The sequence below is a fragment of the Streptomyces sp. PA03-1a genome (genome assembly GCF_033792805.1).
Taxonomy (GTDB): domain Bacteria; phylum Actinomycetota; class Actinomycetes; order Streptomycetales; family Streptomycetaceae; genus Actinacidiphila.
Genome location: NZ_JARAVO010000058.1, coordinates 21,225 through 41,620, shown reverse-complemented (window position 1 = coordinate 41,620; position 20,396 = coordinate 21,225). Strand labels below are relative to the sequence as shown.

The following is a 20,396-nucleotide window of genomic DNA, read 5'->3' as shown; positions in this document are numbered from 1 at the left end:
GGGTCGGTGTGGGCGTGGGCGTCGGAGTGGGCGTGGGGGTGACGTGCACCACGCTCCGCGGGCGTGGGGCGCCGCTCGACGCGTCACTTCGCCCGTCGTCCAGGAAGAACGCGACGGAGCCGAGCAGCCCTGCGACCACCAGCGTGGCGACCAGATAACCCCGGCCCCGGCGGCGCGGACGGCGCCTGCGACGGGAGGCCCGGTGGCGTCCGGCACGGTGGGATGAATGCATGGCAGCTCAAACTGGTCATTTCAGATGATCGCCATGAGCTCACGCCATCACGAAACGATAACGAGCGGCCTTCCGGTGACCCACCGGCCGGCCCCACGCCCCACGTATGACCCTTCTGTAACAGCTCCCGGGCGGGCCCCTTCCGCCGCCCGGTCACCGATCGCGATCTGCTTAGACTGTCGGCGTGCCACGAGTCCTTATTGTCGAAGACGACCCGGATGTCCGGAAGGCCGTCCAGCTGGGGCTGCGCCACCAGGGACACGAGGTCTTCGCCGCCGGAACGGGTGAAGAGGGATTGGAACAGCTCCGCCCCTTCCACCCGGACGTCGTCGTGCTCGACCTCATGCTGCCCGGGATGTCCGGTCTCGACGTGTGCCGCCGCATACGCGACCGCGACCAGGTGCCGATCATCATGGTCACCGCCAAGGGCGACGACATCGACGTGGTCGTGGGGCTCGAGGCCGGCGCGGACGACTACGTCGTCAAGCCCGTGCAGGCCCGGGTGCTCGACGCACGCATACGGGCCGTGCTGCGCCGGCAGGACGCGTCGTTCTCCGACGCCGTCCGCCCCAGGGCGGAGTCCCACGGCGAGCTGGCCATCGACCGGGCCGGACTCGTGGTGACGCACCGAGGTGAACCCGTCGCACTCGCCCCCTCGGAGCTCCGGCTGCTGCTGACCCTGTCGGCCTCGCCCGGGCAGGTCTTCAGCCGCCAGCAACTGCTGGAAGCGGTCTGGGAGCACAGCTACTACGGCGACATACGGCTCGTGGACGCCTGCGTGAAACGACTGCGCGGCAAGCTCGGCGAGCTCGGCGGCGCTCCCCGGTACATCCAGACCGTGCGCGGCTTCGGTTACCGCTTCGGTACCGCGTGAGCCGCCGGAGATCGGCACGGCCGCGCAAGGCCGTGCGGCAGCGCGAAGCCGCGGCGACCGGGCAGGGCCCCAGGTGGACGCGCCTCCACCGCGCGGCACTGGCGAAGGTCCCGCTCCCCCTGCGGGGCCTGCGCTCCCGCCTCGTCGTGGCCTTCGTCCTGGTGACCATGGCCGGAGCACTGAGCACCGGAGCCGTCACCTTCCGGGAGGCGCGCACCGGCGTGCTGCAGCAGAGCCAGGACGCCGTCATCCAGCAGTTCCGGGACAGCGTCGACGCCGTGGCCGAATACACCCCCACGAATCCGGACCAGTCGGACCTGCAGACGGCGGTGAACCAGGTGTTCCGCGCCAACCAGTCCCAGGGCTGGCGGGTCATGGCCACGTACGGCGACCTCCGCGCCTGGGTGGTGGGCGCCGAGTTCGACATGCTCAGCCCGGAACTGCGCCGGAGCGTGGCGACCAAACGCGCCGCGGTGTTCCAGCGGGTGACCACCGACGGGCGTCCCTGGCTCGTCGTCGGGTTGCCGGTCACGTACACCAGCGGCGAGGGCAAGGAGCCCCAACTGTCGGGGCTCGTGATGTACCTGGTGGTGCCGCAGGACACCGAGCAGGCCTACGTCAGTGCGATGGTCAGCGCCATCGAGCACGCCTCCCTGGTCGCGCTGGGCCTCGCCGTCGTCCTGGCGCTGCTGGCCGCGCGAGGTGTCCTCCGTCCGGTACGGGCGTTGCGCGGGGCGACGCGCCGGATGGCCGAAGGCCACCTCGACGTCCGCCTGGCCGTCAACGGCTCCGACGAACTGGCCGACCTCTCGGAGTCCTTCAACCACACGGCGGCCGAACTGGAGCGTTCGGTGGCGGAGTTGCGCCGCCTGGAGGCCCAGGCGCGCCGCTTCGTCGCGGACGTCTCCCACGAACTGCGGACGCCGCTGGCGGCGATGACGGCGGTCACCGACGTGCTCGACGAGAACGCCCTGCGGCTGGACGTGGAGACCGGCGAGGCACTGCGGCTGATCAGCGAGGGGACCAGCCGGCTGAGCGGGCTGGTGAACGACCTGATGGAGATCTCCCGCTTCGACGCGGGCGCGGCCGAACTCAACGTGGACGAGATCGATCTGGCCGACTTCGTGCACCACTCCCTCGCCGCCCGCGGCTGGCAGGGCCAGGTGGAGACCCATCTGCCCCCGCCCGGTGTGCTCCGGACCCGCGTGGATCCGCGCCGGCTCGACGTGGTGCTGGCCAACCTGGTCGGCAACGCGCTGCGGCACGGGGCGCCGCCGGTACGGCTGACCATGAGCGTGCGGGAGGAACGGCCGGACGTGGCGTGGGCCGTCATCGAGGTGACCGACAACGGGAAGGGCATCGCCGAGGACGCCATGCCTCACATCTTCGAACGCTTCTACAAGGCGAACAGCACACGGACCAGGAGCGAGAGCAGCGGTCTGGGCCTCGCCATCACGGCGGAGAACGTGCACCTGCACGGAGGGCGCATCACCGCGGCCAACCTGCCCTGGGGCGGCGCGGCGTTCACCGTCGAACTCCCCCTGCACCGCGACTCGGCCGCCGACGGCGACGGCACCGACGACGTGATCGAAGGTGCCCGGTGAAGGGGGCGCGCGTCGCGGCGCTGACGGCCGGGCTCGCCGCCGGGCTCACGCTGGCGGGCTGCGGAGTCCCGCCGTCCGACGTCATCGAGGCCGGCGCGCCGGCGAGCGGCATGTTCTACGCCCCCGAGCCCGCGGTGACGGCCCCCGTGTCCCTGTATTTCCTGCTCAACGGCGATCCGACGCCCGTCGGCCGCAAGCTCGCCGATCCTTCGGACGTTGCAGCCGCCGTGCGCTTGCTGTTCGACGGACCGGCCGGAGGCGAGGCCGACAAGGTCACCACGGAGCTGCCGCACCTCGCGGTCGCACCGGAGGTGACGGTCGGCAAGACCGGCCTCGTCTCCGTCCGGCTCCCCGAAGGCATCCCTCCCCTCAGCCACCCGGCCATGCTGCAGCTGGCGTGCACGGTGTCCCACGTGGGTGGGTCCTCCGCCACGCTGCCCTCGGTCTCGGGCGGAGGCGGCGCCGCCGCGTCTCCTTCCGTCGCCGTGCGGGACTCCCTGTTGTACAAGGGCGTCGATGTGCGCGGGGACGGATGGACGATGACGCAGTCGGCCGACGCCTGCCCCGACGCCGGCCGCTCGTAGGCAAGGCCTACGCTCCCCCGTCCGGGTCAGACCTGGACGGTGCCGCCGTCGACGAACAGCTCCGTACCCGTGACGAAGCGGCTCTGGTCGGACGCGAGGAAGAGGACCACGTCGGCGACGTCGTCCGGAACGCCGATGCGGCCGAGCGGGATCCGGGAGACCAGGAACTCCTTCATGCGTCGCCCCTCCTCCGTGCCCGCCCCGAGCGCCTGGTCGAGCTGGGGCGTGTCGATCGTGCCCGGACTGATGGCGTTGACGCGGATGGACCGGTCCTTGAGCTCGTTGGCCCAGGTGCGCGCGAAGGACCGGATCGCCGCCTTCGTGGCCGAGTAGACGCCGAAGCCCTCGGGGCCCTCGACCGTCCAGATCGAGGCCGTGAGGATGACGGACGCACCCTCGTTCAGCAGCGGCAGGACCTTCTGCACGGTGAAGACCGTGCCCTTCACGTTCACACCGAGGAGGAGGTCGAGGTGTTCCTCGGTGACCTCCGCGAGCGGAGCCCGCTCCCCCACCCCGGCGTTCGCGTGCAGCACGTCGACCCGGCGGCCGTCCGCGGCGATGCGCTCGCAGAGGCGGTCGAGGTCGGCGGGGACGGCGACGTCGCCACGGACGCCGGTCGCCGCGGGCCCGATGCGCGCCACGGCCGCGTCCAGCTCCACCTGCCGCCGGCCCATGACGTAGACGTGGGCCCCCTCCTCGGCGAAGCGACGGGCGCATGCGAGGCCGATCCCCGTCGAGGCGCCGGTCACCACGGCCGTCTTCCCGTCGAGTCGTCCCATCAGGTCCTCCTCAGCCGGCCCGAGGTGTCACCGCTCCTCGCGGCCCGCGTTCAGACGCCGTAGATCCGTTCGGGCCGCACCAGCACGGCCGCCCGGCCTTCGGCGGCCATGACCTCGTCGTAGGCGTCCCAGTCGTCATGGGTGCCGCCCGCCGCGGTGAAGATCTCCCGCAGCAGCAGGCGCCTGCCGTCCGCGTCGACCGCCGGATGCGGGTCGTCGGGACCGATGATCTCGGCGTCCCCCTCCACCGTCAGCCAGTGCCATCCGGAGCGCACGCACGCGGCGAGCCGGGGACGCCCCCTGAGGTTGGCGAGCTTGACCTTGCCGTAGGTCACGAACGCCACCGCCTCCAGGCCGGACACCGGATGCCTCATGACCCCGAGGTTGACCACGGAGGACTGGATGCTCCGGTCGGCGCGCAGCGTCGACACCACACCGAGGCCCTGCTCGGCGCGGGCCAGCTCCGCGAAGTCGTTCAACGTCGCCGCCACTGTCGTCCCCTGCCTGTTGCGGTGCGCTCCGGAACAACGATGACACGCGATCGCGACGCGGACCTGCCGGCCTCCATGCCACCCCGGGCCGGGCCCGACCCTGAGTTGCGGAGCAACAGAGCGCCACATAGCGTCTCGCTTCATCGCACTACCCTCATATCGGATACCGGCCCGGCCCTCCTGCCCCGCACCCCGTGGCGATCGCGCATTCCGTGCGGCATCTCCCGCCGTCTCCGACGAGGTACGTGCACGCCCACGACGCTTCCCTCCGGGGAAACGGACGACCGGAGACCTGCCATGCCCGACATTGCCCGTCTGCTTTCCCGGCGAAAGCTCCTGCTCACCTCCGCCGGCGCGATGACCGCGGCGACCACGGGGGCCGTCGGCATGGCCTCTCGGACGCCGGACGCGGTGCACGAGCGGGCGGCGGCGGGCACGGGCATCCGGCCCTTCCACGTCGACATCCCGGAGGCGGCTCTCGCCGAGCTCCGCCGACGGGTGAACGGGACGCGGTGGCCCGACCGCGAGACCGTCCCCGACCAGTCGCAGGGCGTCCGGCTGGCGACGATGCGCGACCTCACGCGCTACTGGGGAAGCGACTACGACTGGCGGAAGATCGAGGCGAAGCTCAATTCCCTGCCGCAGTTCAAGACCAGGATCGACGGGCTCGACATCCACTTCATCCACGTCCGGTCCCGCCACCAGGACGCGCTCCCGATGATCCTGACCCACGGCTGGCCGGGCTCGGTCCTGGAGTTCCTCAAGGTCATCGACCCCCTGACCAACCCCACCGCCCACGGCGGCCGCGCGCAGGACGCGTTCCACGTCGTCATCCCCTCGATGCCCGGATACGGCTTCTCCGAGCGACCCACCACCCCCGGCTGGAACCCCAGCCGCATCGCCCGCGCCTGGGCCGTGCTGATGCAGCGTCTGGGGTACACGCGCTATGTCTCCCAGGGCGGCGACTGGGGCGCGGTGGTGTCGGACAAGATGGCGGCGCAGAAGCCCCCCGGGCTGATCGGCATCCACGTCAACATGCCGGCCACCGTGCCGCCGGCCATCGCGAAGAAGCTCGCCTGCGGCGACCCGGCCCCGTCAGGCCTGTCCGCCGACGAGAAGGCCGCCTACGACAAGCTCAACGCCTTCTACAAGACCGGCTCGGGCTACTCCGCGATGATGGTCACCCGCCCGCAGACCGAGGGGTACGGACTGACGGACTCGCCCGCCGGACTGGCCGCCTGGATGTACGACAAGATCGCCGCCTGGACCGACAGCGACGGCGACCCGCAGCGGGTGCTCACCAAGGACGAGATCCTCAACGACATCAGCCTGTACTGGCTCACCAACACCGCGGTCTCCTCCTCCCGCCTCTACTGGGAGAACAACGCCAACAACTTCAACGCCGTGTCGATCTCGATCCCCGCCGCCATCACCGTGTTCCCCGGCGAGATCTACCAGGCACCGCTCAGCTGGGCGGAAGACGCGTACCACGACCTCATCTACTACAACAAGGCTCCGCGGGGCGGCCACTTCGCGGCCTGGGAGGTCCCGGACATCTTCACCAGGGAGCTCCGCGCCGCGTTCTCGGCACTGCGCAACCCCGGAACGCCGGGCAAGTAGCCGTCACGGCCTCGCGGTGGCTCATCACCGCGAGGCCGCATCCCCATGGTCCGAGCAAGGGGGTCCCCACCCGCAATGCTTGCTCGGTCAAATAATTGAACAGCACGGCATAAATACGTTCAAGTAGCTTGACCCGCCATCAACTCGTGCGGCTCACGCCGGAGGCTCGGCCGCCAGGAAGGCGCGCAGCCCGTCACCCCTCCCAACCATGACCGCAGGCTACGGGCATCCGGTCCAGTGATGCCGTGGGGGGGGCGTCGGCTGCCCCGACCGAACGGCGCGGCAAGCCGGCGGGTCAGCGGTGCCGCACCCACACGTTCGGCTCCACCAGCGTGCCTCGATCAGCGCCGTGATCGATCACCAGTGGCGCGAGGGCCCCGGGGACGACATAGCTGCCGGACGCGGGGAGGGGGAATCCCACCCACTCCTCCCACTGCGCGACGGAGCCCTCCATCGTCATGGAATGCTCCGCGGCAGCCAGCACCCGCGCGCCCGAACGATGGTGCGTCCTCAGCCACGGGTCCAAGGGAGCACCGTCCGCCCGCGCCCAGTTCATGAACTCACCCATCGGGGTGAGCGGATAGCGCGCCTTCAGCGGCGGCCGCACCGGGGCGATCACGCGCGCCAGACCGGCGCGCTCCGCCGCCGACGCGAGTCGCGCCAGCACCTCCGCTGCCAGACCACGCCCCTGCAGATCCCGGCGGACCTGTGCGGCCGCGATCACCAGCGTGTCAGCCCTGCCACCCGCCTCGTACAGCGCGACGGCCCGCACCAGCGAGCCGTCGTAGCCGGCGGGCAGGTCGTCGCGCGACCCGTCCCACCGCACCGGCACGCCCCACCCGCCTGCCACGATCCGGTCCTCGCCGTCGACGAGGAGGAGGTTCAGTTCGCCGAACCACCGCCGCACCCGGTCCATGTGCTCATCCGCGACCGGGTCGTGGAAGATGAACTCCGGCCACTCCTCGCCGAAGATCCCCTCCGCCTGCCCGTGCAGATCGGGACGGTCATCGAAGAGATACGTCTGCAGATCCACAGCGCTGGAGCGTACGCCGCACCGAACGCCGGGTGCCGGGATTTTCGGCGCCGCCTGTGGCGCCGGTGGTGGCCGGTACCGCACGAGGGGTGTGCGGAGCGCGGGGCGGTTAGCATCGCGAGGACCACTTCCGGACGAACGGAGTTCACCCGTGGGCCACCTGCGCATCGGGGTTGCCGTCCTCACCATGGGCAACCGGCCCGCCGAACTCGATGCGTTGCTGGCCTCGGTCGGCGCGCAGGATCTGCCGCCGGCGCGGGTCGTCGTGGTGGGCAACGGGTCCCCGCTGCCGGCGCTGCCGGACGGGGTGACCGGGGTGGTCCTCCCGGAGAACCTGGGGGTGGCGGGTGGTCGCAACGTTGCCCTGCAACGGCTGCGGCAGTTCGGGGATGTCGACGTGGTGGTCGACCTGGACGACGACGGGCTGCTGATCACGGCCGACGTCTTCCGCCGTTTGGCGGAGCTGTACCGCCGGGACGCACGGCTGGGCATCGTGTCGTTCCGGATCGCGGACGAACTCGGCCGCACCCAGCGGCGGCACGTGCCGCGGCTACGGGCTTCGGACCCCATGCGCGGCGGCCTGGTGACGACGTTCCTCGGCGGAGGACACGCGTTGTCGATGCGGATGCTGGAGGAGGTCGGCGGCTGGCCGGACGCGTTCTTCTACGCCCACGAGGAGACGGACCTGGCGTGGCGGGCGCTGGATGCGGGCTGGCGGATCCGGTACGCGCCGGAGCTGGTGCTGCAGCACCCATGGACGTCCCCGACACGGCATGCGGTGTTCTACCGGATGGTGGCCCGGAACCGGGTGTGGCTGGCCAGGCGGCGTCTCCCGACCCCCTTGGTGCCGGCGTACCTGGGGGTGTGGGCGGTGCTCACGGTGCTCAAACGGCCGTCACCGGAGGGGCTTCGGGCCTGGTGGGGCGGCTTCATGGAGGGTGTTCGCACGCCGTGCGGGGCGCGGAGGCCCATGCGGTGGCGCACCGTCGCGCGGATGACCGCCCTGGGCCGCCCCCCGGTGGTGTGATGTGATCACCCAGGGCCCGGCGACGGGCTCCGGTGACAAGCACGACACGAAAGGTGCCGCGATGAACGATCAGGTCAGCCCCGCCCGCCTCCCCGGCGCGGTGAGCGTCCTCGGAGGGCCCACCACGGTGATCGACATCGGCGGGCTCCGCCTGGTGTCGGACCCCACCTTCGACGACCCGGGCGACCACGGGTACCTCACCAAGACGGCGGGGCCCGCCGTCGGCGAGGACGCCCTGGGGCCGGTGGACGCGGTCCTCGTCAGCCACGACCTCCACCCCGACAACCTGGACACCCGCGGCCGTGCCTTCGCCCTGGGTTCGCCGCTGGTGCTGACCGGGCCCGCCGCCGCGCGGCGGCTGGGCGCCCCGGCCCAGGGGCTGTCGGCCTGGGACCGCGTGGAGCTCCCCCGCCCGTCCGGAGGCACCGTCACCGTGCACGCCGTCCCCGCCCAGCACGGTCCCGACGACGGCGAACGCGACGAGCAGGGTCATGTGAACTGCGAGGTCACCGGCTTCGTCCTGACGGGTGACGAGCTGCCCACCGTCTACGTCAGCGGCGACAACGCCTCGCTCGCGGTGGTGGCCGAGATCGCCCGCCGCATGCCGCCCGTCGACGTGGCCGTCCTGTTCGTGGGTGCGGCGCGCGTCCCGTCGAAGATGCGCGGCCGGCCTCTGACGCTGACCGCGCAGCGGGCCGGCGCCGCCGCCTCCGTACTGGGGTCCCCGATCGTCGTCGCCGCCCACTGCGACGGATGGGCGCACTTCAGTGAGACCCGCGCCGACATCGAGCGGGCCTTCGACGACGCCGGGCTCGCCGCGCGGCTGCGCACCGCGGGCAACGGCGAGTGGATCGACCTGGGTCAGGCGGTCGCCCAGCGCTGACCGGTCGGCACTCGCACCGACCATGGCGACCTGGCTTTAATTTGTGCATTTAGCCGTGGTAGCTTCTGGTCCGGCAGGGGGGCGGGTCGACCGATTGAGATGACCGGTCACTTTCATCCTGGGTGACCGCGTTTTCAGCCGCTACGGGCAACGCGGCGGTCGGCGGCCCGTTCCACTGTCGACGGGCATCGGAGAAATCTCGGGCGGTGATGTCGAGAACCCGTGGCCGGCTCCGTCCCCGGGGTGAAGGCGGCCACAATGGGTCGCACCGGCACCAGGGAGAACCACCATGGCCAAGTACCTGCTCCTCAAGCACTACCGCGGCGCACCGGCCGCAGTGAACGACGTGTGCATGGACCAGTGGACGCCCCAGGAGATCTCCGACCACGTCCAGTACATGCAGGACTTCGCCGCCCGCCTGGAGAAGACCGGCGAGTTCGTCGACGGCCAGGCCCTCGCCCCCGAAGGCACCTGGGTCCGCCACGACGGCGAAGGCCGCCCGCCCGTCACCGACGGCCCCTTCGCCGAGACCAAGGACCTCATCGCCGGCTGGATGATCATCGACGTCGACACCTACGACCGCGCCCTCGAACTCGCCGGAGAACTCTCCGCCGCACCCGGCGCCGGCGGCAGGCCCATCCACGAATGGCTCGAACTCCGCCCCTTCCACGCCGCCCCGCCGGCCCCGTAGCCCGACGACCCACGCCGGGCAGGCCCGCCGAGGGGATCCGCTTCACGCGCCGGGCACGTGCCGCACGTCGAACCTCGCGTCCGCGACGATCCACAGGAGCGCACCGGCGTCGAAGGCGATGAGGAACGAACCGTCGGCGACCACCTCGACGTCCGTGACGGACTGACCGAACAGGTCGAGCACCGGGGCGAGGGCAGAGCCCGTTCCGGGGTGCATGTCGTGGTACTGGCCGTCGTCGTCCCGCAGGCGGAACCCCGTTTCCAGGACCAGCTCCGTGGTGACGCCTGACGTCTCACCTCCCTCCGCAGGGGCGAGACGCAGGCGCACCCGGTCGTCGCACGACGTGTCCTGCACCCGACTGCCGACCAGCGCTTTGAGGCTCTTCACCGCATGACTTCCACATCGCTCTGATGGCCCGGCAGGTGCTCCTGTCGAGCAGGGCACCCCCGCCGTATGCCGCTCGGACAGGCCGCCGGGCTCGGGGAACCGCCACAGATCCGGGGCTGGTGCCGCCACCCAGGGCTGACAACGTTGTCCACCCTACCTCCAACCCTCAGCCCGCTCGTAGATGATAACGATCATCCAGCTGTCCCATCAAGCTCACGTTCCGTGGCGGTCCGGCCACACCTCCGACGCCCCTCGAGGATGGCGCGTCAGTGGTGGTGGCCGTGCCGGCCGAGGGTCTCCACGGGGGTCGCGCCCGGGCGGGTCCACTGCGGCACGGGGCGGCTCGTCGGGCCCCAGGTGGCGTTCCCGTCCGCGTCCGAACGCCAGGACCAGCAGGCGTCGCCGCCCTTCGGCCAACCCTCGGGCTTGTCCTCCCACGCCTCGCCGCGACCGTAGGGCGTCATGTCGAGCAGGCCCATGGACCCGTTGACCGCTTCGTTGCCGCGCCCCGTCGTGGAGTAGGTGAGGAACACCCGGTCGCCGTCGCGCAGGAAGCAGGTGAGGTACCCCATGCTGCCGCCGGCCGGCCCGTCCACGTCGCGCACCGAGTACCAGGGCTGGGTGTAGCCCATGAACTCGACGTACGGGGCCACCTCCTCCCACCTGCCCGTGGTCAGGACGGCGAACGAGACGCCGCGGGCGTTGAGGTAGACGGCGTCCCTCAGGTGCCAGGCCGTGGTCGTGCAGCCCTCGCACTGCCCCTGGTGCGGCGCGCCGTCGTGCCACATGTGCTTGTAGACCACGAGCTCGTCGCGGCCATGGAACAGGTCCAGGAACGGGACCGGGCCGTCGGGTCCGACGACCTCGACCGTCCCGTCGAACTCCACCATCGGCAGCCGGCGGCGCGCCGCGGCGAGGGCGTCGCCCTCGCGGGTGTGCGCCTTCTCGCGGAGCAGGAGCTCGTCACGGGCGGCCTGCCAGGTGGCCAGGTCCACGACCGGCGGGCGGCCGGGCAGCGCGGTGGTCGGGTCGTCCGGTGTGGTCGTCATGGTGTCCTCCGTGGTGTCTGGTGCCGGGCAGCGTCGTACGGCCGTCGACGGCGTCCTGCGACGGTCACCGGAACAGACTCCCGCCGCGGCCGGAACTCATCGCGCCGGGCGCGAACACGGCGGCTCCCGGCATCCGGGTGATCCAGCCCACGACGATTCGGGACACGCGGCAGGCACTTCGGGCCGCCGGGCTCCCAAGCGCCTGTTCGTGCGGATCGGAACCGTAACTTCGATATCAGCAGCCGCGCGCTCCCGGGCTGGGGGCGTGTCCGTGGACAGGACCGCGGACCTCCGGCTGCAGTCAGGGTCCGTGAGGTGGACGACAGGAACCTCACCGCCCGCCACCGTCACCTTTGGAGGAGTTCCGCCGATGAAGACCGTCACCCACTGGATCGGTGGCAAGCCCTACGGAGACGCCGCAGGCGCCTCCGGCACCTGGGGACCCGTGACCGACCCCGCGACCGGAACGGTCACCACCCGGGTCGCGATGGCCGGCGCCGACGAGGTCGACGCCGCGGTCGCGGCGGCGAAGGAGGCCTACGCCACCTGGCGCACGTCCCCGCTCGCGCGGCGGATCGCGATCCTCTTCCGCTACCGCGAACTGCTGGACGCGCGCCGCGACGACCTGGCCGCGCTGATCACCGCCGAGCAGGGCAAGGTCCACGCGGACGCGCTGGGCGAGGTGGCCCGGGGCCTGGAGATCGTCGAGCTGGCCTGCGGGCTGGGCATGGCGCTCAAGGGCGACACGTCCACCGAGGTGTCGGGCGACGTCGACGTGGCGTCGATACGGCAGCCGCTCGGCGTGGTCGCGGGCATCTCGCCGTTCAACTTCCCCGCGATGATCGGCATGTGGATGTTCCCCATGGCGATCGCCTGCGGGAACACCTTCGTCCACAAGCCCAGCAGCAAGGCCCCGTCCGCGTCCATGCTCCTCGCGGAGCTCGCGGCCGAGGCGGGCGTGCCCGACGGGGTGCTCAACATCGTGCACGGCGACGAGGTCGCGGTGAACGCGCTGCTCGACCACCCGGACGTGGCGGCCGTGTCGTTCGTGGGCTCCACGCCCGTCGCCCGCCACGTCTACCGCAGGGCCTCCGCGAGCGGCAAGCGCGTCCAGGCCCTCGGCGGCGCGAAGAACCACATGCTGGTCCTGCCGGACGCGGACCTCGACGCGGCCGCCGACGCCGCCGTGAACGCCGCCTACGGATCCGCGGGCCAGCGCTGCATGGCGGTCTCCGTGGTGGTCGCGGTCGGCTCGGCGGGCGACGCGCTGGTGCCGCGGATCGCCGAGCGTGCCACGAAGGTCAAGATCGGCCCGGGCGACGACCCGACGTCCGAGATGGGCCCGCTCGTCACCAAGGCACACCGTGACGAGGTCGCGGCGTACGTCGCGGGCGCGGCCGCCCAGGGCGCCGATGTGGTGCTCGACGGCCGGGGCTTCACCGTCGAGGGCCGCGAGAACGGGCATTGGATGGGCATCTCGCTCCTCGACAACGTCAGCACCGACTCGGACGTCTACCGGAACGAGATCTTCGGCCCCGTCCTGTGCGTGCTCCGCGCGGAGACCTACGAGGAGGCCATGCACATCATCAACGGCTCCCCGTTCGGCAACGCCAGCTCGGTCTTCACCCGCGACGGCTGTGCGGCCCGCCGGTTCCAGCTGGAGGTCGAGACCGGCATGGTCGGCGTGAACGTGCCGATGCCGGTGCCGGTGGGCTACCACTCCTTCGGTGGCTGGAAGGACTCGGCCTTCGGCGACCACCGCATGTACGGCAGCGAAGCCGTGCACTTCTACACGCGCGGCAAGGTCATCACGAGCCGCTGGCCGGGCCCGGCCGAGCTGACGGCCGGCTGACGACCTGGATTTCCCCTCGTCCCGCTGACCGCCCCCCACACGCGGCCGCGCCGGCTCCCCTTCCGTGCCGGTGCGGCCGTCGGCCCTTGCCCGCGGTGACCCGTCAGCCTCGTCGCCCGGGGACTGACCAATGCCGAGATCGCCGCGGCGCCCTCTCGGCCGGCACGGTGAAGACGCACCTCGCCAACGTGCAGACCAAGCCGGCCGCCCGCAATCGTGTGGAGATCGCCGCCTGGGGGAGTCCGGTCTCCTGGACCGGCGTTGACGAGCGAGGGCCCGGACGGCCTGGTCAGGTGGTCAGTTCCGTCTGGGCCGCCGCTGCGGAGAAGGGGGCGTGGCGGATGTACCACTCGGTGGCGAGCAGTCGCTCCCGGGCATGTGATGGAAGGCCTGCGATCACCCCCGGCACGGCTCCGCGTTCGACCTCGGAGCGGTGCGCCAGCACCGCCGCGACCTTCTGCGTCATCCAGGGACGGACGTCGACGGTCGCGGTGACCTGTTCGTCCGGGACGCTGTACATCGCCTTGCGCGCACCGACCAGATGGTGCAGCGCCGGCACGGCCGAGCTCGGGTGGGCGGCCAGGTACAGGGAACGCGGCTGCCAGGGGGCACCGGCATCCGGGTAGAGCTGCCCGAGCCCGGCCGCTTGTGCGGCGATCACGGTCACCCGATGGGTGTGCACGTGATCCGGGTGACCGGGAAGGCCGCCGTAGGCGTCATGGGTGACCATGACGTCGGGGCGGAACTCCCTGATGTGCGCGACCAGTCGGTGCACCACCTCGTCGAGCGGCGCGTCGCAGAACCTCGGGCGGCCCGGGGCCGACCGGGGCACCCGCGCATCGGCGTAGCCGAGCATCCGCGGCGCACCGGCGCCGAGGATCCGCAGCGCCTCGCCCAGTTCCGCGGCCCGCGCGCTGTCCGCGGCCCAGGTCGCCGTGACGACCGCGGTCCGGGCACCAGCGGCCGCGTGACGGGCCAGCACTCCGCCCGCCGACAACGACTCGTCGTCCGGGTGGGCGAAGACCCCGAGCAGGCTCGGCACGGACATGGGCGGACCGCCTTCCTCCGCGCTGCGACTCCCGACGTCGCTTACGAGGGGGCCACTTCACCACACCGCTCGGTCAGAGGAGGGCGTCGAGGACGACCGCCAGGTGGAAAACGGCAGCGCCCACTGGCGCGAGCGCGGCGCACAGCCAGTAGCGGCGCACCCCGGCACGCGCCAGGTAGACGGTCAGGAGGCCGGTGAGCAGCGCGCCGACAGCCAGGAAGACAGCCAGCTCTCCCCAGTAGTGGAGGGCCAGGCCCAGCCAGAGCCCCTCCCCCGGCACCACCATGGCGATGACGGCCCCGGCCATACGCGGGCCGCCCGGTGACGAGTGAAACGATCTCGCGGTGTCTGGTGTGATCACGGCTTCGGAGCCCCGGGACCCCGCCGTGCGGGGCTCCGCCGCGACCGCCGCCTCAAAGGCGACGGAGTCCCCTGCGCCATACGCGGCATCGCCCGGATGCACAACCTCACCCTCGCCGGATACGAGCGACCCGTATGACGGCCAAGGGCTCCCGAGGCAGCTCGCAGATCAATGACGGGACGGCTCTCGGCCCGTCACAGGCTTCCGGGCTCACGCGTCAGTCCCTCGATGAACGACCGGAAGTCCGGGGCAAGGTGCAACTCCGCTTCGAGTTCCGCGTCGAACCAGGTCACGGAAGGCTCCCCGTGCCGCCCGCAGGCCCGGTAGTCCAGCCCGATCCAGCAGGGGCCGTCGCCCGAGACCAGCACCACCGCGGTGGGGAGCCCCCATTCCCGGACCAGGTACGGACTGTCGAGCATGGAGAGTGCCGCCGCGCGGTGCCCGATGCCCATGAGGAGGTCGAACGGGACATGATCGGCACTCCACGAGGTCGGCTCGCTCGTGGGGAAGGCGTTGCGGTCGGCCGCCACCGCGCCTCCGTTCTGCCGGCGCAGCAGATCGAGCAGGGAACCGGGGAGTGTGACGCCCAGCGAGCGCTCGGCCTCCACGATCAACGGGTCGGTCAGGGGCTCCTGAATTCCGTACTGGCCCTCGGTGTCCCAGAGGGAGCGGCGAAGGTCCTCGAAGCGTGCCATGGCCGGAATCGTAGGAGCTCTGATCCTGATGTGGCGCTTCGTCTCGTGGCCCGGGACGGGCGGCCCGGTCGGCGGTGGGAACACACGCGCGGAGCACCCAATAGAATCCTGGCATGCTGCTTTTCCACTTCACGCGGCCGGAGCTGTGGCCGCTGATCCTGGCAGACGCAGAGATCAAAGCGACCTGGCCGACGGCTCAGGAGGGCAGGCAGGAGCTGGCGGGGACCGTGCACCTCACGTCCGATCCCAGCCCCGCCTCGCTCCCCGGACCCTTCCGGGACTGCACGGTGCGGTTCACCGTGGAAGTGCCGGCCCCGGAGGCGCAGCGGTGGCACGCGTGGGCGGGCACCAGGCTGCCGGCCCAGACCGTCCACGTGCTGACGGCGACGCACTTCGGGGAGCGCCCCGACGAGTGGTTCGTCGTGGAGCGGGCCATCCCGTCGGCGGAGTGGGTGTCGGTCGTGGATCTGCAGATACAGAAACCTCTGTGGCCCCAGCCGTAGGCCTCCGCAGCCCGAACAGGGCGGGGCGAGACTCGGTCTCGCCCCGCCCTGTTCAGGTGTTCGCGGCCGTGCCCGTCAGCGCAGCGTGTACGCCGTGGGGAAGGTCTGCCTGACGGTGTTGCCCCCGGTATCGGTGGCGCTGATCCGGAGACCGACACCCTGGGCGGCCTGATCCTGCTTCGGATGCTTGATCTTCGCGGTGAAGGTGTTCGTACCGGCGGCCTTGCTGGTCACCGTGTGCCAGCTCCGGCCACCGTCGAAGGTGGCCTCGACCTGCAGTGAGTTCACCTCGGGCGGGGTGCTGAGGCGTTCCTGGTAGTAGCCGACGACCGTGATCTGGTGGATCTCCCCGGCCTTGGCCGTGTTGTCCAGGCCGAGACCGAGGTCGTAACGCAGGAAGATCAGCGGCTCCGGGCGGCAGGCCGCGCGGTTGTCGCCGACCACGTCGCCCATGCACGGTTGGAGCTGCGGGGCGTCGCCCTTGGTGGGCTTGTCGGAGGTGTACTCCCACACCGTCTTGACCCCGTTGGTCTCCGCCTCGAACGTGTACCGGGCCGATGTGGCCGGCAGGTCGTAGGCGACGAGGTCCCCGGAGCCCCCGGCGCAGCCGGAGAGCGCGAGCACCGCCGCGGCCGCGAGCGCCGCGAAGATCCCGTTCCGGCGCCGTGTGGACGGCAGGCTCGTGTTCATCGCGCTGGTCTCCTTAGCGGTTGCGGCCGTCATCGCCGGCTCTCGAAGATGCCGACGTGGAGTCGCTGCAGACGGCGTTCGACTTCGTCACCGGACTGGTTCAGCAGCTCGAATTCGCAGGTGGAACCGAGGGTCGGCAACGTGGGCGAGGCCGTCGCGGCACAGACCGGGGCGCCGAAGAGGAACTCCGCGAGGTTGTCGTTGTTGACGATGCCGACCACGGCCTGGCGGGCGCCTCCGCTGCTGGTCAGCTGGAAGGTCGGGTAGAAGGTGTCGCCCTGCCGGCAGCCCGAACACGGCGTCGCGGTGGCCAGCGTGAACCCTGACTTGGTCCGCACCTGCGGCACGGCGCCCGGTACGGCCGGACCCTCGTTCCAGTGGACGTCGTCCCTGCCCGTCAGGACCATCTCCCGCCTCTCGCCGCGGGCTTGGACGAGGACGGAGTCCGCTCCGTGGTCGGCCCAGGCGGCGTAGAACTGGTCGATGGCGTCGGGCTGCCGCTTGATGAAGGTGGTCATCGTCTGCTGCGTGCTCGTGTGCGGCAGGGCGTCGCCCATCGCACCCGGGGCGGACTCGGACTGCTGCCACCAGAGCATCCTGGTGACCACTCCGGGCCGGTCGGCGTGGAAGTAGTGGTCGACCCTGTCGAGCTCGCCCTTCCCGACGCGGTGCTCCAGGTCGGAGGGGATCCGGCCGTCGGAGTGGTACCTGGCCGCGTAGGTCCGCGGCGCAGCGCTGCCGCCGAGCTCGATCTTGACGTTCGACCGGTCGGCCTTGATCCGCTTGATCAGGCGGTCCGCCTCGGCGTACGGCACCTTCACGACCGGCAGCGCGGCGTACGGCTCGACCTTCGGACAGCTCTGCGGCCCGTCCGTGCACAGGGCGAGTTCCAAGGAGCCGCCCACCGAGTTGAGGTCCGGTGCCGAGACCAGCACGCCGACGGCGCCGGCAGCGGCGGCGGCCGCCACCCGTTCGTCGCGGAGCCTGGGGAAGTCACAGCTGGTGCCGCAGATGTCAGTCGGGGTCAGCAGCACCAGCTTGCCCCGGGCGTTGACGCCGGCGAGCTCGGGGGCGGAGCCCGTGCCCGCGTAGACCACCGGCACGCGTCCCTTGATCGGCAGTCGCGCGATCGGGGCCGAGACCTCGCGGACGACCGACTTCTCGCCGTCCTGCCACATCTGGGAGCCGACGAGCGAGGCGTCCGGGGTCCGGTAGCGGGCGGTCAGACTGAAGGGGGCACCGCCGCCCGTGGCCCGCATGGTGACGACCGGAGTCGTCCGCACGCTGTAGGTGTCCTGGGTGAGGGTACCCGTGTGCACCTTGCCGGTGGGCAGCGCCCACCAGTTGGGCTCGTCGCCGTATCCGGTCGTCAACGCCGTCAGGAACGACCGTGTGCCGGTCGCCGAGATCCGCCGGGTGTTGTCGCTCATCTCGTAGACCTCGGTGGATTCCGGGAACCGCACGGTCAGCGGCTTGAGCTTGCGCAGGTCCAACGTGACCGTGGTCGCCTTGGCGAGGTCCACCTCCGCCACGACCGGCGCGGCCTGCTGCCACTCCCCCGCCACGTCCCGCCACTTGAGCGGGACGGTGGCCGAGTAGGGTCCGCGGAAGAGCGAGAGGGTGAAGGTGTCGGCACCGAGCGCGCTCGTCACGTCCTTGCCCAGGCCGGGGATGTCGTCGCCGTCGAGGGGAAGGAAGGAGGCGGATCCGTATTCGACGTCGGTGGCGCCCGGCGGGCGGATGACGTTCACGGTCAGCGGGAGCTTCTGGGGCTCGAGGAAGGCGGTGACCGGGACGGCCGACCGCAGTGCTCCCGAGGAGTCCCGGGCGTTGAGCAGTCCGGAGTAGCCGCCGAAGGCGCCGTCGGTGCCGAGCACCCGGCCGTCGAGCGTCATCGACACCTCGGCCGAACCGCCCGCGGGTACGACCACCTGGTCGGGGCTGAGGGTGATCAGGCCGGCGGGAGCGGCCTTGCCGGCGGACGACACCGAGGCCGTGAGGTGGAGCGTGCTCGGCTCGTCGGTGTGGTTGGTGTAGGTGATCTTCCGCGTCTGCGGCGCGTGCGGGTAGGCCAGGCGGCCGAAGCCGAGGTTGCCGTTCGCGGTGGTCCGCGGGTCGATCGCGGCGGCGACGTCCACCCGGCCGACGCCCTGGGCGTCCCGGTCGAACCCCAGGTCGGTGGCGGTGCTCATCAGCAGCGCCTTGATCTCCCGTCCGGTCAGGTCCGGGTGCTGCTGGGCGATGACGGCCGCGGCGCCGGCCACGTGCGGGGTGGCCATCGAGGTCCCGCTGGCGGTGGTGTAGTAGTCGTCGACCGTCGTGCCCATGGCCGTGCCCGCGGCGCGTGCCGCAACGATGTCGACGCCCGGGGCGGCGATGTCGGGCTTGGCGGCGCCGTCCCCGATCCGCGGTCCGCGGCTGGAGAAGTCGGCCATCTTGTCCTGCTTGTCGACCGCCGCCACGGTCAGTGCCTCGTCGGCGGCGCCCGGGCTCCCGACCGTTCCGTTGGCCGGGCCGGAGTTGCCCGCCGCGACCACGAACAGGGTCCCGGTGGCGCGGCTGAGCTCGTTGAGCGACTGGCTCAGCGGGTCGGTCCCGTCGGTGGGGTCACCGCCGAGGCTCATGTTGACGACCTTGGCCCCGGAGTGGGCGGCCCACTCCATGCCCGCGATGACGGCGTCGTCGGTGCACTGCCCCTGGTCGTCGCAGACCTTTCCGACCCGCAGTTCCGCGCCGGGTGCGACGCCCTTGCGCACCCCGCCGGACGCGGCTCCGGTGCCGAGGATCGTGGACGCCACGTGGGTGCCGTGCCCGTGGCCGTCTCGGGTACCGCTGGGACTGTCGGTGAAGTCGACCTTCTCCACGAGGTGTCCGGACACGTCCGGGTGTCCGGCGTCGATGCCGGTGTCGAGCACCGCCACGGACACGCCCTTGCCGTCGTACCCGCGGTCCCAGGCGACGGGCGCGCCGATCTGCGGTACGGAGGTGTCGAGACTGATCTTGGCCAGCCCGTTGAGCCACACCTTCTTGACCCCGGCCAGGGTCCCGGCGGACCGGGCGGCGGCGGTGCCGGAGTCCGTCTTGCCCCGCACCCCCTGCCACCAGCGGCCGCCGTCGGCTATCTCCATCGAGCGGCCGTTGATGCTGGCGAGCGTCCTGCCGGCGGTCGCACCGGCGACCTCGGGGGCTCGCTGGGCCCCGGTCTTCCCGGTGTAGGTGACCAGCACGGGCACCTCGCCGCCCTTGCCGGCCGCGGCGAGCGTCACCAGCTCGGTCAGGTCGAAGAGTCCCCAGTCGAGCAGTCCGCTGCCGACCAGCGCGAGGGCGTCGTTGGGGACGACGTACACCTTGCCCGTGCGGGTGATGGTGTGGAACACGACGGGGGATCCGTCGGGCCGTGCCGCGCTCTCGATGGCGCGGACGGTCGGCTTGCCGTGGGCGTCGACGGCGACGTCCACCTTGTCCCCGGTGATCAGCGTCACCGGCACGGTGGCTCCGGAAGCGGAGAACGTCCGCGCGAGGTCATCGTTGTCGATCACCGTCGTCTTCTTGGTCTGGACGACTCCTGGAAGCGTCACCTTCCGGGCAGGCTCGGCCGCGTGGGTCGCCGTGGTCGACGCGACCATCCCGAGGATGGTCAGACCGACGGTCACGGCGCCCAAGCGTCGTCTGGCTCGCCTGTTTTCCCTTCGCCTCATCTATTCGATCTCCTGTGAGAGTGATGACCGGGGGGAGAGCTGGTGCGATGTGCCCCGAGGCCGCACAGCGGCACCAGGCCTCCTGGCTAGAGCGGTTCGTACTCGCCCACGACGTCGGCATCAGCGCCCGCGTGCTGGGCGGCGGAGGCGTCCGCTGGTTCGGCCGGCGCTTCTGCCGGCGCCGGTGCGGGCCGGGAACGGAGTCCCCGCTCGAGCAGGTCGGCTGTCGGCTGGGGCGTCGGCGGTTCTGCGGGCAACATGGGGACGAGTGTGCAACCGGGCCCGACGCCGCCTC

Annotated in this window: 19 protein-coding genes and 4 pseudogenes; 11 read left to right on the top strand and 12 right to left on the bottom strand. The window is 71.5% G+C overall.

The annotated features are described in order from the left end of the window. Positions 1-232 (bottom strand): annotated as a pseudogene (locus PV341_RS15540) (DUF3152 domain-containing protein); the annotation flags it as partial. Positions 233-416: 184 nt separating this feature from the next. Here PV341_RS15540 and PV341_RS15535 point away from each other — a divergent pair. Genes PV341_RS15535 through PV341_RS15525 form a run of 3 tightly spaced genes read left to right on the top strand, consistent with a single transcriptional unit; the run spans position 417 to position 3,294 of the window. After that, on the top strand, positions 417-1,106 hold the full coding sequence (locus PV341_RS15535) for a response regulator (protein WP_500325925.1): 690 nt from the start codon (positions 417-419) through the stop codon (positions 1,104-1,106). After that, entirely contained in the window at positions 1,103-2,710 is a 1,608-nt protein-coding gene (locus tag PV341_RS15530) for a sensor histidine kinase (RefSeq protein ID WP_500358098.1), read from the top strand. The genes PV341_RS15535 and PV341_RS15530 overlap by 4 nt, the downstream gene beginning before the upstream one ends. Then, positions 2,707-3,294, top strand: a complete 588-nt coding sequence (locus PV341_RS15525) for a hypothetical protein (protein ID WP_500358096.1) — start codon at positions 2,707-2,709, stop codon at positions 3,292-3,294. The genes PV341_RS15530 and PV341_RS15525 overlap by 4 nt, the downstream gene beginning before the upstream one ends. A 26-nt stretch (positions 3,295-3,320) precedes the next feature. Here the strand turns inward: PV341_RS15525 and PV341_RS15520 are convergent, their stop codons facing one another. Continuing rightward, the gene (locus PV341_RS15520; RefSeq protein WP_500358094.1) at positions 3,321-4,073 is read right to left on the bottom strand and encodes an SDR family NAD(P)-dependent oxidoreductase; all 753 of its coding nucleotides are present in this window, start codon (positions 4,071-4,073) and stop codon (positions 3,321-3,323) included. Positions 4,074-4,123: 50 nt separating this feature from the next. Next, positions 4,124-4,564 (bottom strand): TIGR03618 family F420-dependent PPOX class oxidoreductase, encoded by a 441-nt coding sequence (locus tag PV341_RS15515; RefSeq protein WP_500358093.1) that lies wholly within the window; start codon positions 4,562-4,564, stop codon positions 4,124-4,126. 297 nt (positions 4,565-4,861) lie between these two features. Between PV341_RS15515 and PV341_RS15510 the strand changes: the two genes are divergently transcribed. Further along, entirely contained in the window at positions 4,862-6,184 is a 1,323-nt protein-coding gene (locus tag PV341_RS15510; RefSeq protein WP_500358092.1) for an epoxide hydrolase family protein, read from the top strand. A 295-nt stretch (positions 6,185-6,479) separates the two neighbouring features. On the opposite strand, the gene PV341_RS15505 is transcribed toward PV341_RS15510, so the two are convergent. Continuing rightward, positions 6,480-7,217 (bottom strand): GNAT family protein, encoded by a 738-nt coding sequence (locus PV341_RS15505; protein WP_500325937.1) that lies wholly within the window; start codon positions 7,215-7,217, stop codon positions 6,480-6,482. Between the two features lie 151 nt (positions 7,218-7,368). Here PV341_RS15505 and PV341_RS15500 point away from each other — a divergent pair, with 151 nt between their 5' ends. The 3 genes from PV341_RS15500 (at position 7,369) to PV341_RS15490 (ending at position 9,818) form a co-directional block, all read left to right on the top strand. Beyond that, positions 7,369-8,244: a glycosyltransferase family 2 protein gene (locus PV341_RS15500; RefSeq protein WP_500325939.1), complete on the top strand. Its 876-nt coding sequence runs from the start codon at positions 7,369-7,371 to the stop codon at positions 8,242-8,244. Between the two features lie 61 nt (positions 8,245-8,305). Continuing rightward, a complete protein-coding gene (locus PV341_RS15495; RefSeq protein WP_500325941.1) occupies positions 8,306-9,127 on the top strand; it encodes an MBL fold metallo-hydrolase in 822 nt (273 codons plus the stop codon). A 289-nt stretch (positions 9,128-9,416) separates the two neighbouring features. Further along, complete coding sequence (locus PV341_RS15490) at positions 9,417-9,818, top strand: YciI family protein (protein WP_500358091.1); 402 nt, start codon at positions 9,417-9,419, stop codon at positions 9,816-9,818. A gap of 42 nt (positions 9,819-9,860) precedes the next feature. Here the strand turns inward: PV341_RS15490 and PV341_RS15485 are convergent, their stop codons facing one another. Together PV341_RS15485 and PV341_RS15480 are read right to left on the bottom strand one after the other, a co-directional pair. Beyond that, entirely contained in the window at positions 9,861-10,205 is a 345-nt protein-coding gene (locus tag PV341_RS15485; RefSeq protein ID WP_500325945.1) for a DUF6188 family protein, read from the bottom strand. A 266-nt stretch (positions 10,206-10,471) separates the two neighbouring features. Continuing rightward, positions 10,472-11,254, bottom strand: coding sequence for a DUF899 domain-containing protein (locus tag PV341_RS15480; protein WP_500358089.1), 783 nt, complete (start codon positions 11,252-11,254; stop codon positions 10,472-10,474). 370 nt (positions 11,255-11,624) lie between these two features. On the opposite strand from PV341_RS15480, the pseudogene PV341_RS15475 reads away from it, so the two are divergent. Together PV341_RS15475 and PV341_RS15470 are read left to right on the top strand one after the other, a co-directional pair. Beyond that, positions 11,625-13,134, top strand: a pseudogene (locus PV341_RS15475) (CoA-acylating methylmalonate-semialdehyde dehydrogenase). Between the two features lie 74 nt (positions 13,135-13,208). After that, positions 13,209-13,342, top strand: a pseudogene (locus PV341_RS15470) (LuxR C-terminal-related transcriptional regulator); the annotation flags it as partial. A 53-nt stretch (positions 13,343-13,395) separates the two neighbouring features. Here PV341_RS15470 and PV341_RS15465 read toward each other — a convergent pair. Next, entirely contained in the window at positions 13,396-14,154 is a 759-nt protein-coding gene (locus tag PV341_RS15465; RefSeq protein WP_500325949.1) for a PIG-L family deacetylase, read from the bottom strand. Positions 14,155-14,227: 73 nt separating this feature from the next. Next, a complete protein-coding gene (locus PV341_RS15460; RefSeq protein ID WP_500358099.1) occupies positions 14,228-14,515 on the bottom strand; it encodes a hypothetical protein in 288 nt (95 codons plus the stop codon). Between the two features lie 39 nt (positions 14,516-14,554). On the opposite strand from PV341_RS15460, the pseudogene PV341_RS15455 reads away from it, so the two are divergent. Next, a pseudogene (locus tag PV341_RS15455) lies at positions 14,555-14,653 on the top strand (IS5/IS1182 family transposase); the annotation flags it as partial. Between the two features lie 56 nt (positions 14,654-14,709). Here the strand turns inward: PV341_RS15455 and PV341_RS15450 are convergent. Continuing rightward, on the bottom strand, positions 14,710-15,210 hold the full coding sequence (locus tag PV341_RS15450; protein ID WP_500358087.1) for an SMI1/KNR4 family protein: 501 nt from the start codon (positions 15,208-15,210) through the stop codon (positions 14,710-14,712). Positions 15,211-15,323: 113 nt separating this feature from the next. On the opposite strand from PV341_RS15450, the gene PV341_RS15445 reads away from it, so the two are divergent. Beyond that, the gene (locus tag PV341_RS15445; protein ID WP_500325954.1) at positions 15,324-15,713 is read left to right on the top strand and encodes a hypothetical protein; all 390 of its coding nucleotides are present in this window, start codon (positions 15,324-15,326) and stop codon (positions 15,711-15,713) included. A gap of 75 nt (positions 15,714-15,788) precedes the next feature. Here the strand turns inward: PV341_RS15445 and PV341_RS15440 are convergent, their stop codons facing one another. The 3 genes from PV341_RS15440 to PV341_RS15430 form a co-directional block, all read right to left on the bottom strand. Then, positions 15,789-16,403 carry a hypothetical protein gene (locus tag PV341_RS15440; protein ID WP_500325956.1) on the bottom strand — a complete coding sequence of 205 codons (615 nt, stop codon included), beginning with the start codon at positions 16,401-16,403 and terminating at the stop codon, positions 15,789-15,791. A gap of 29 nt (positions 16,404-16,432) precedes the next feature. Further along, complete coding sequence (locus PV341_RS15435) at positions 16,433-20,056, bottom strand: S8 family serine peptidase (RefSeq protein ID WP_500358086.1); 3,624 nt, start codon at positions 20,054-20,056, stop codon at positions 16,433-16,435. 131 nt (positions 20,057-20,187) lie between these two features. Next, positions 20,188-20,361, bottom strand: coding sequence for a hypothetical protein (locus PV341_RS15430; RefSeq protein ID WP_500358084.1), 174 nt, complete (start codon positions 20,359-20,361; stop codon positions 20,188-20,190). Between the last annotated feature and the right edge of the window lie 35 nt (positions 20,362-20,396).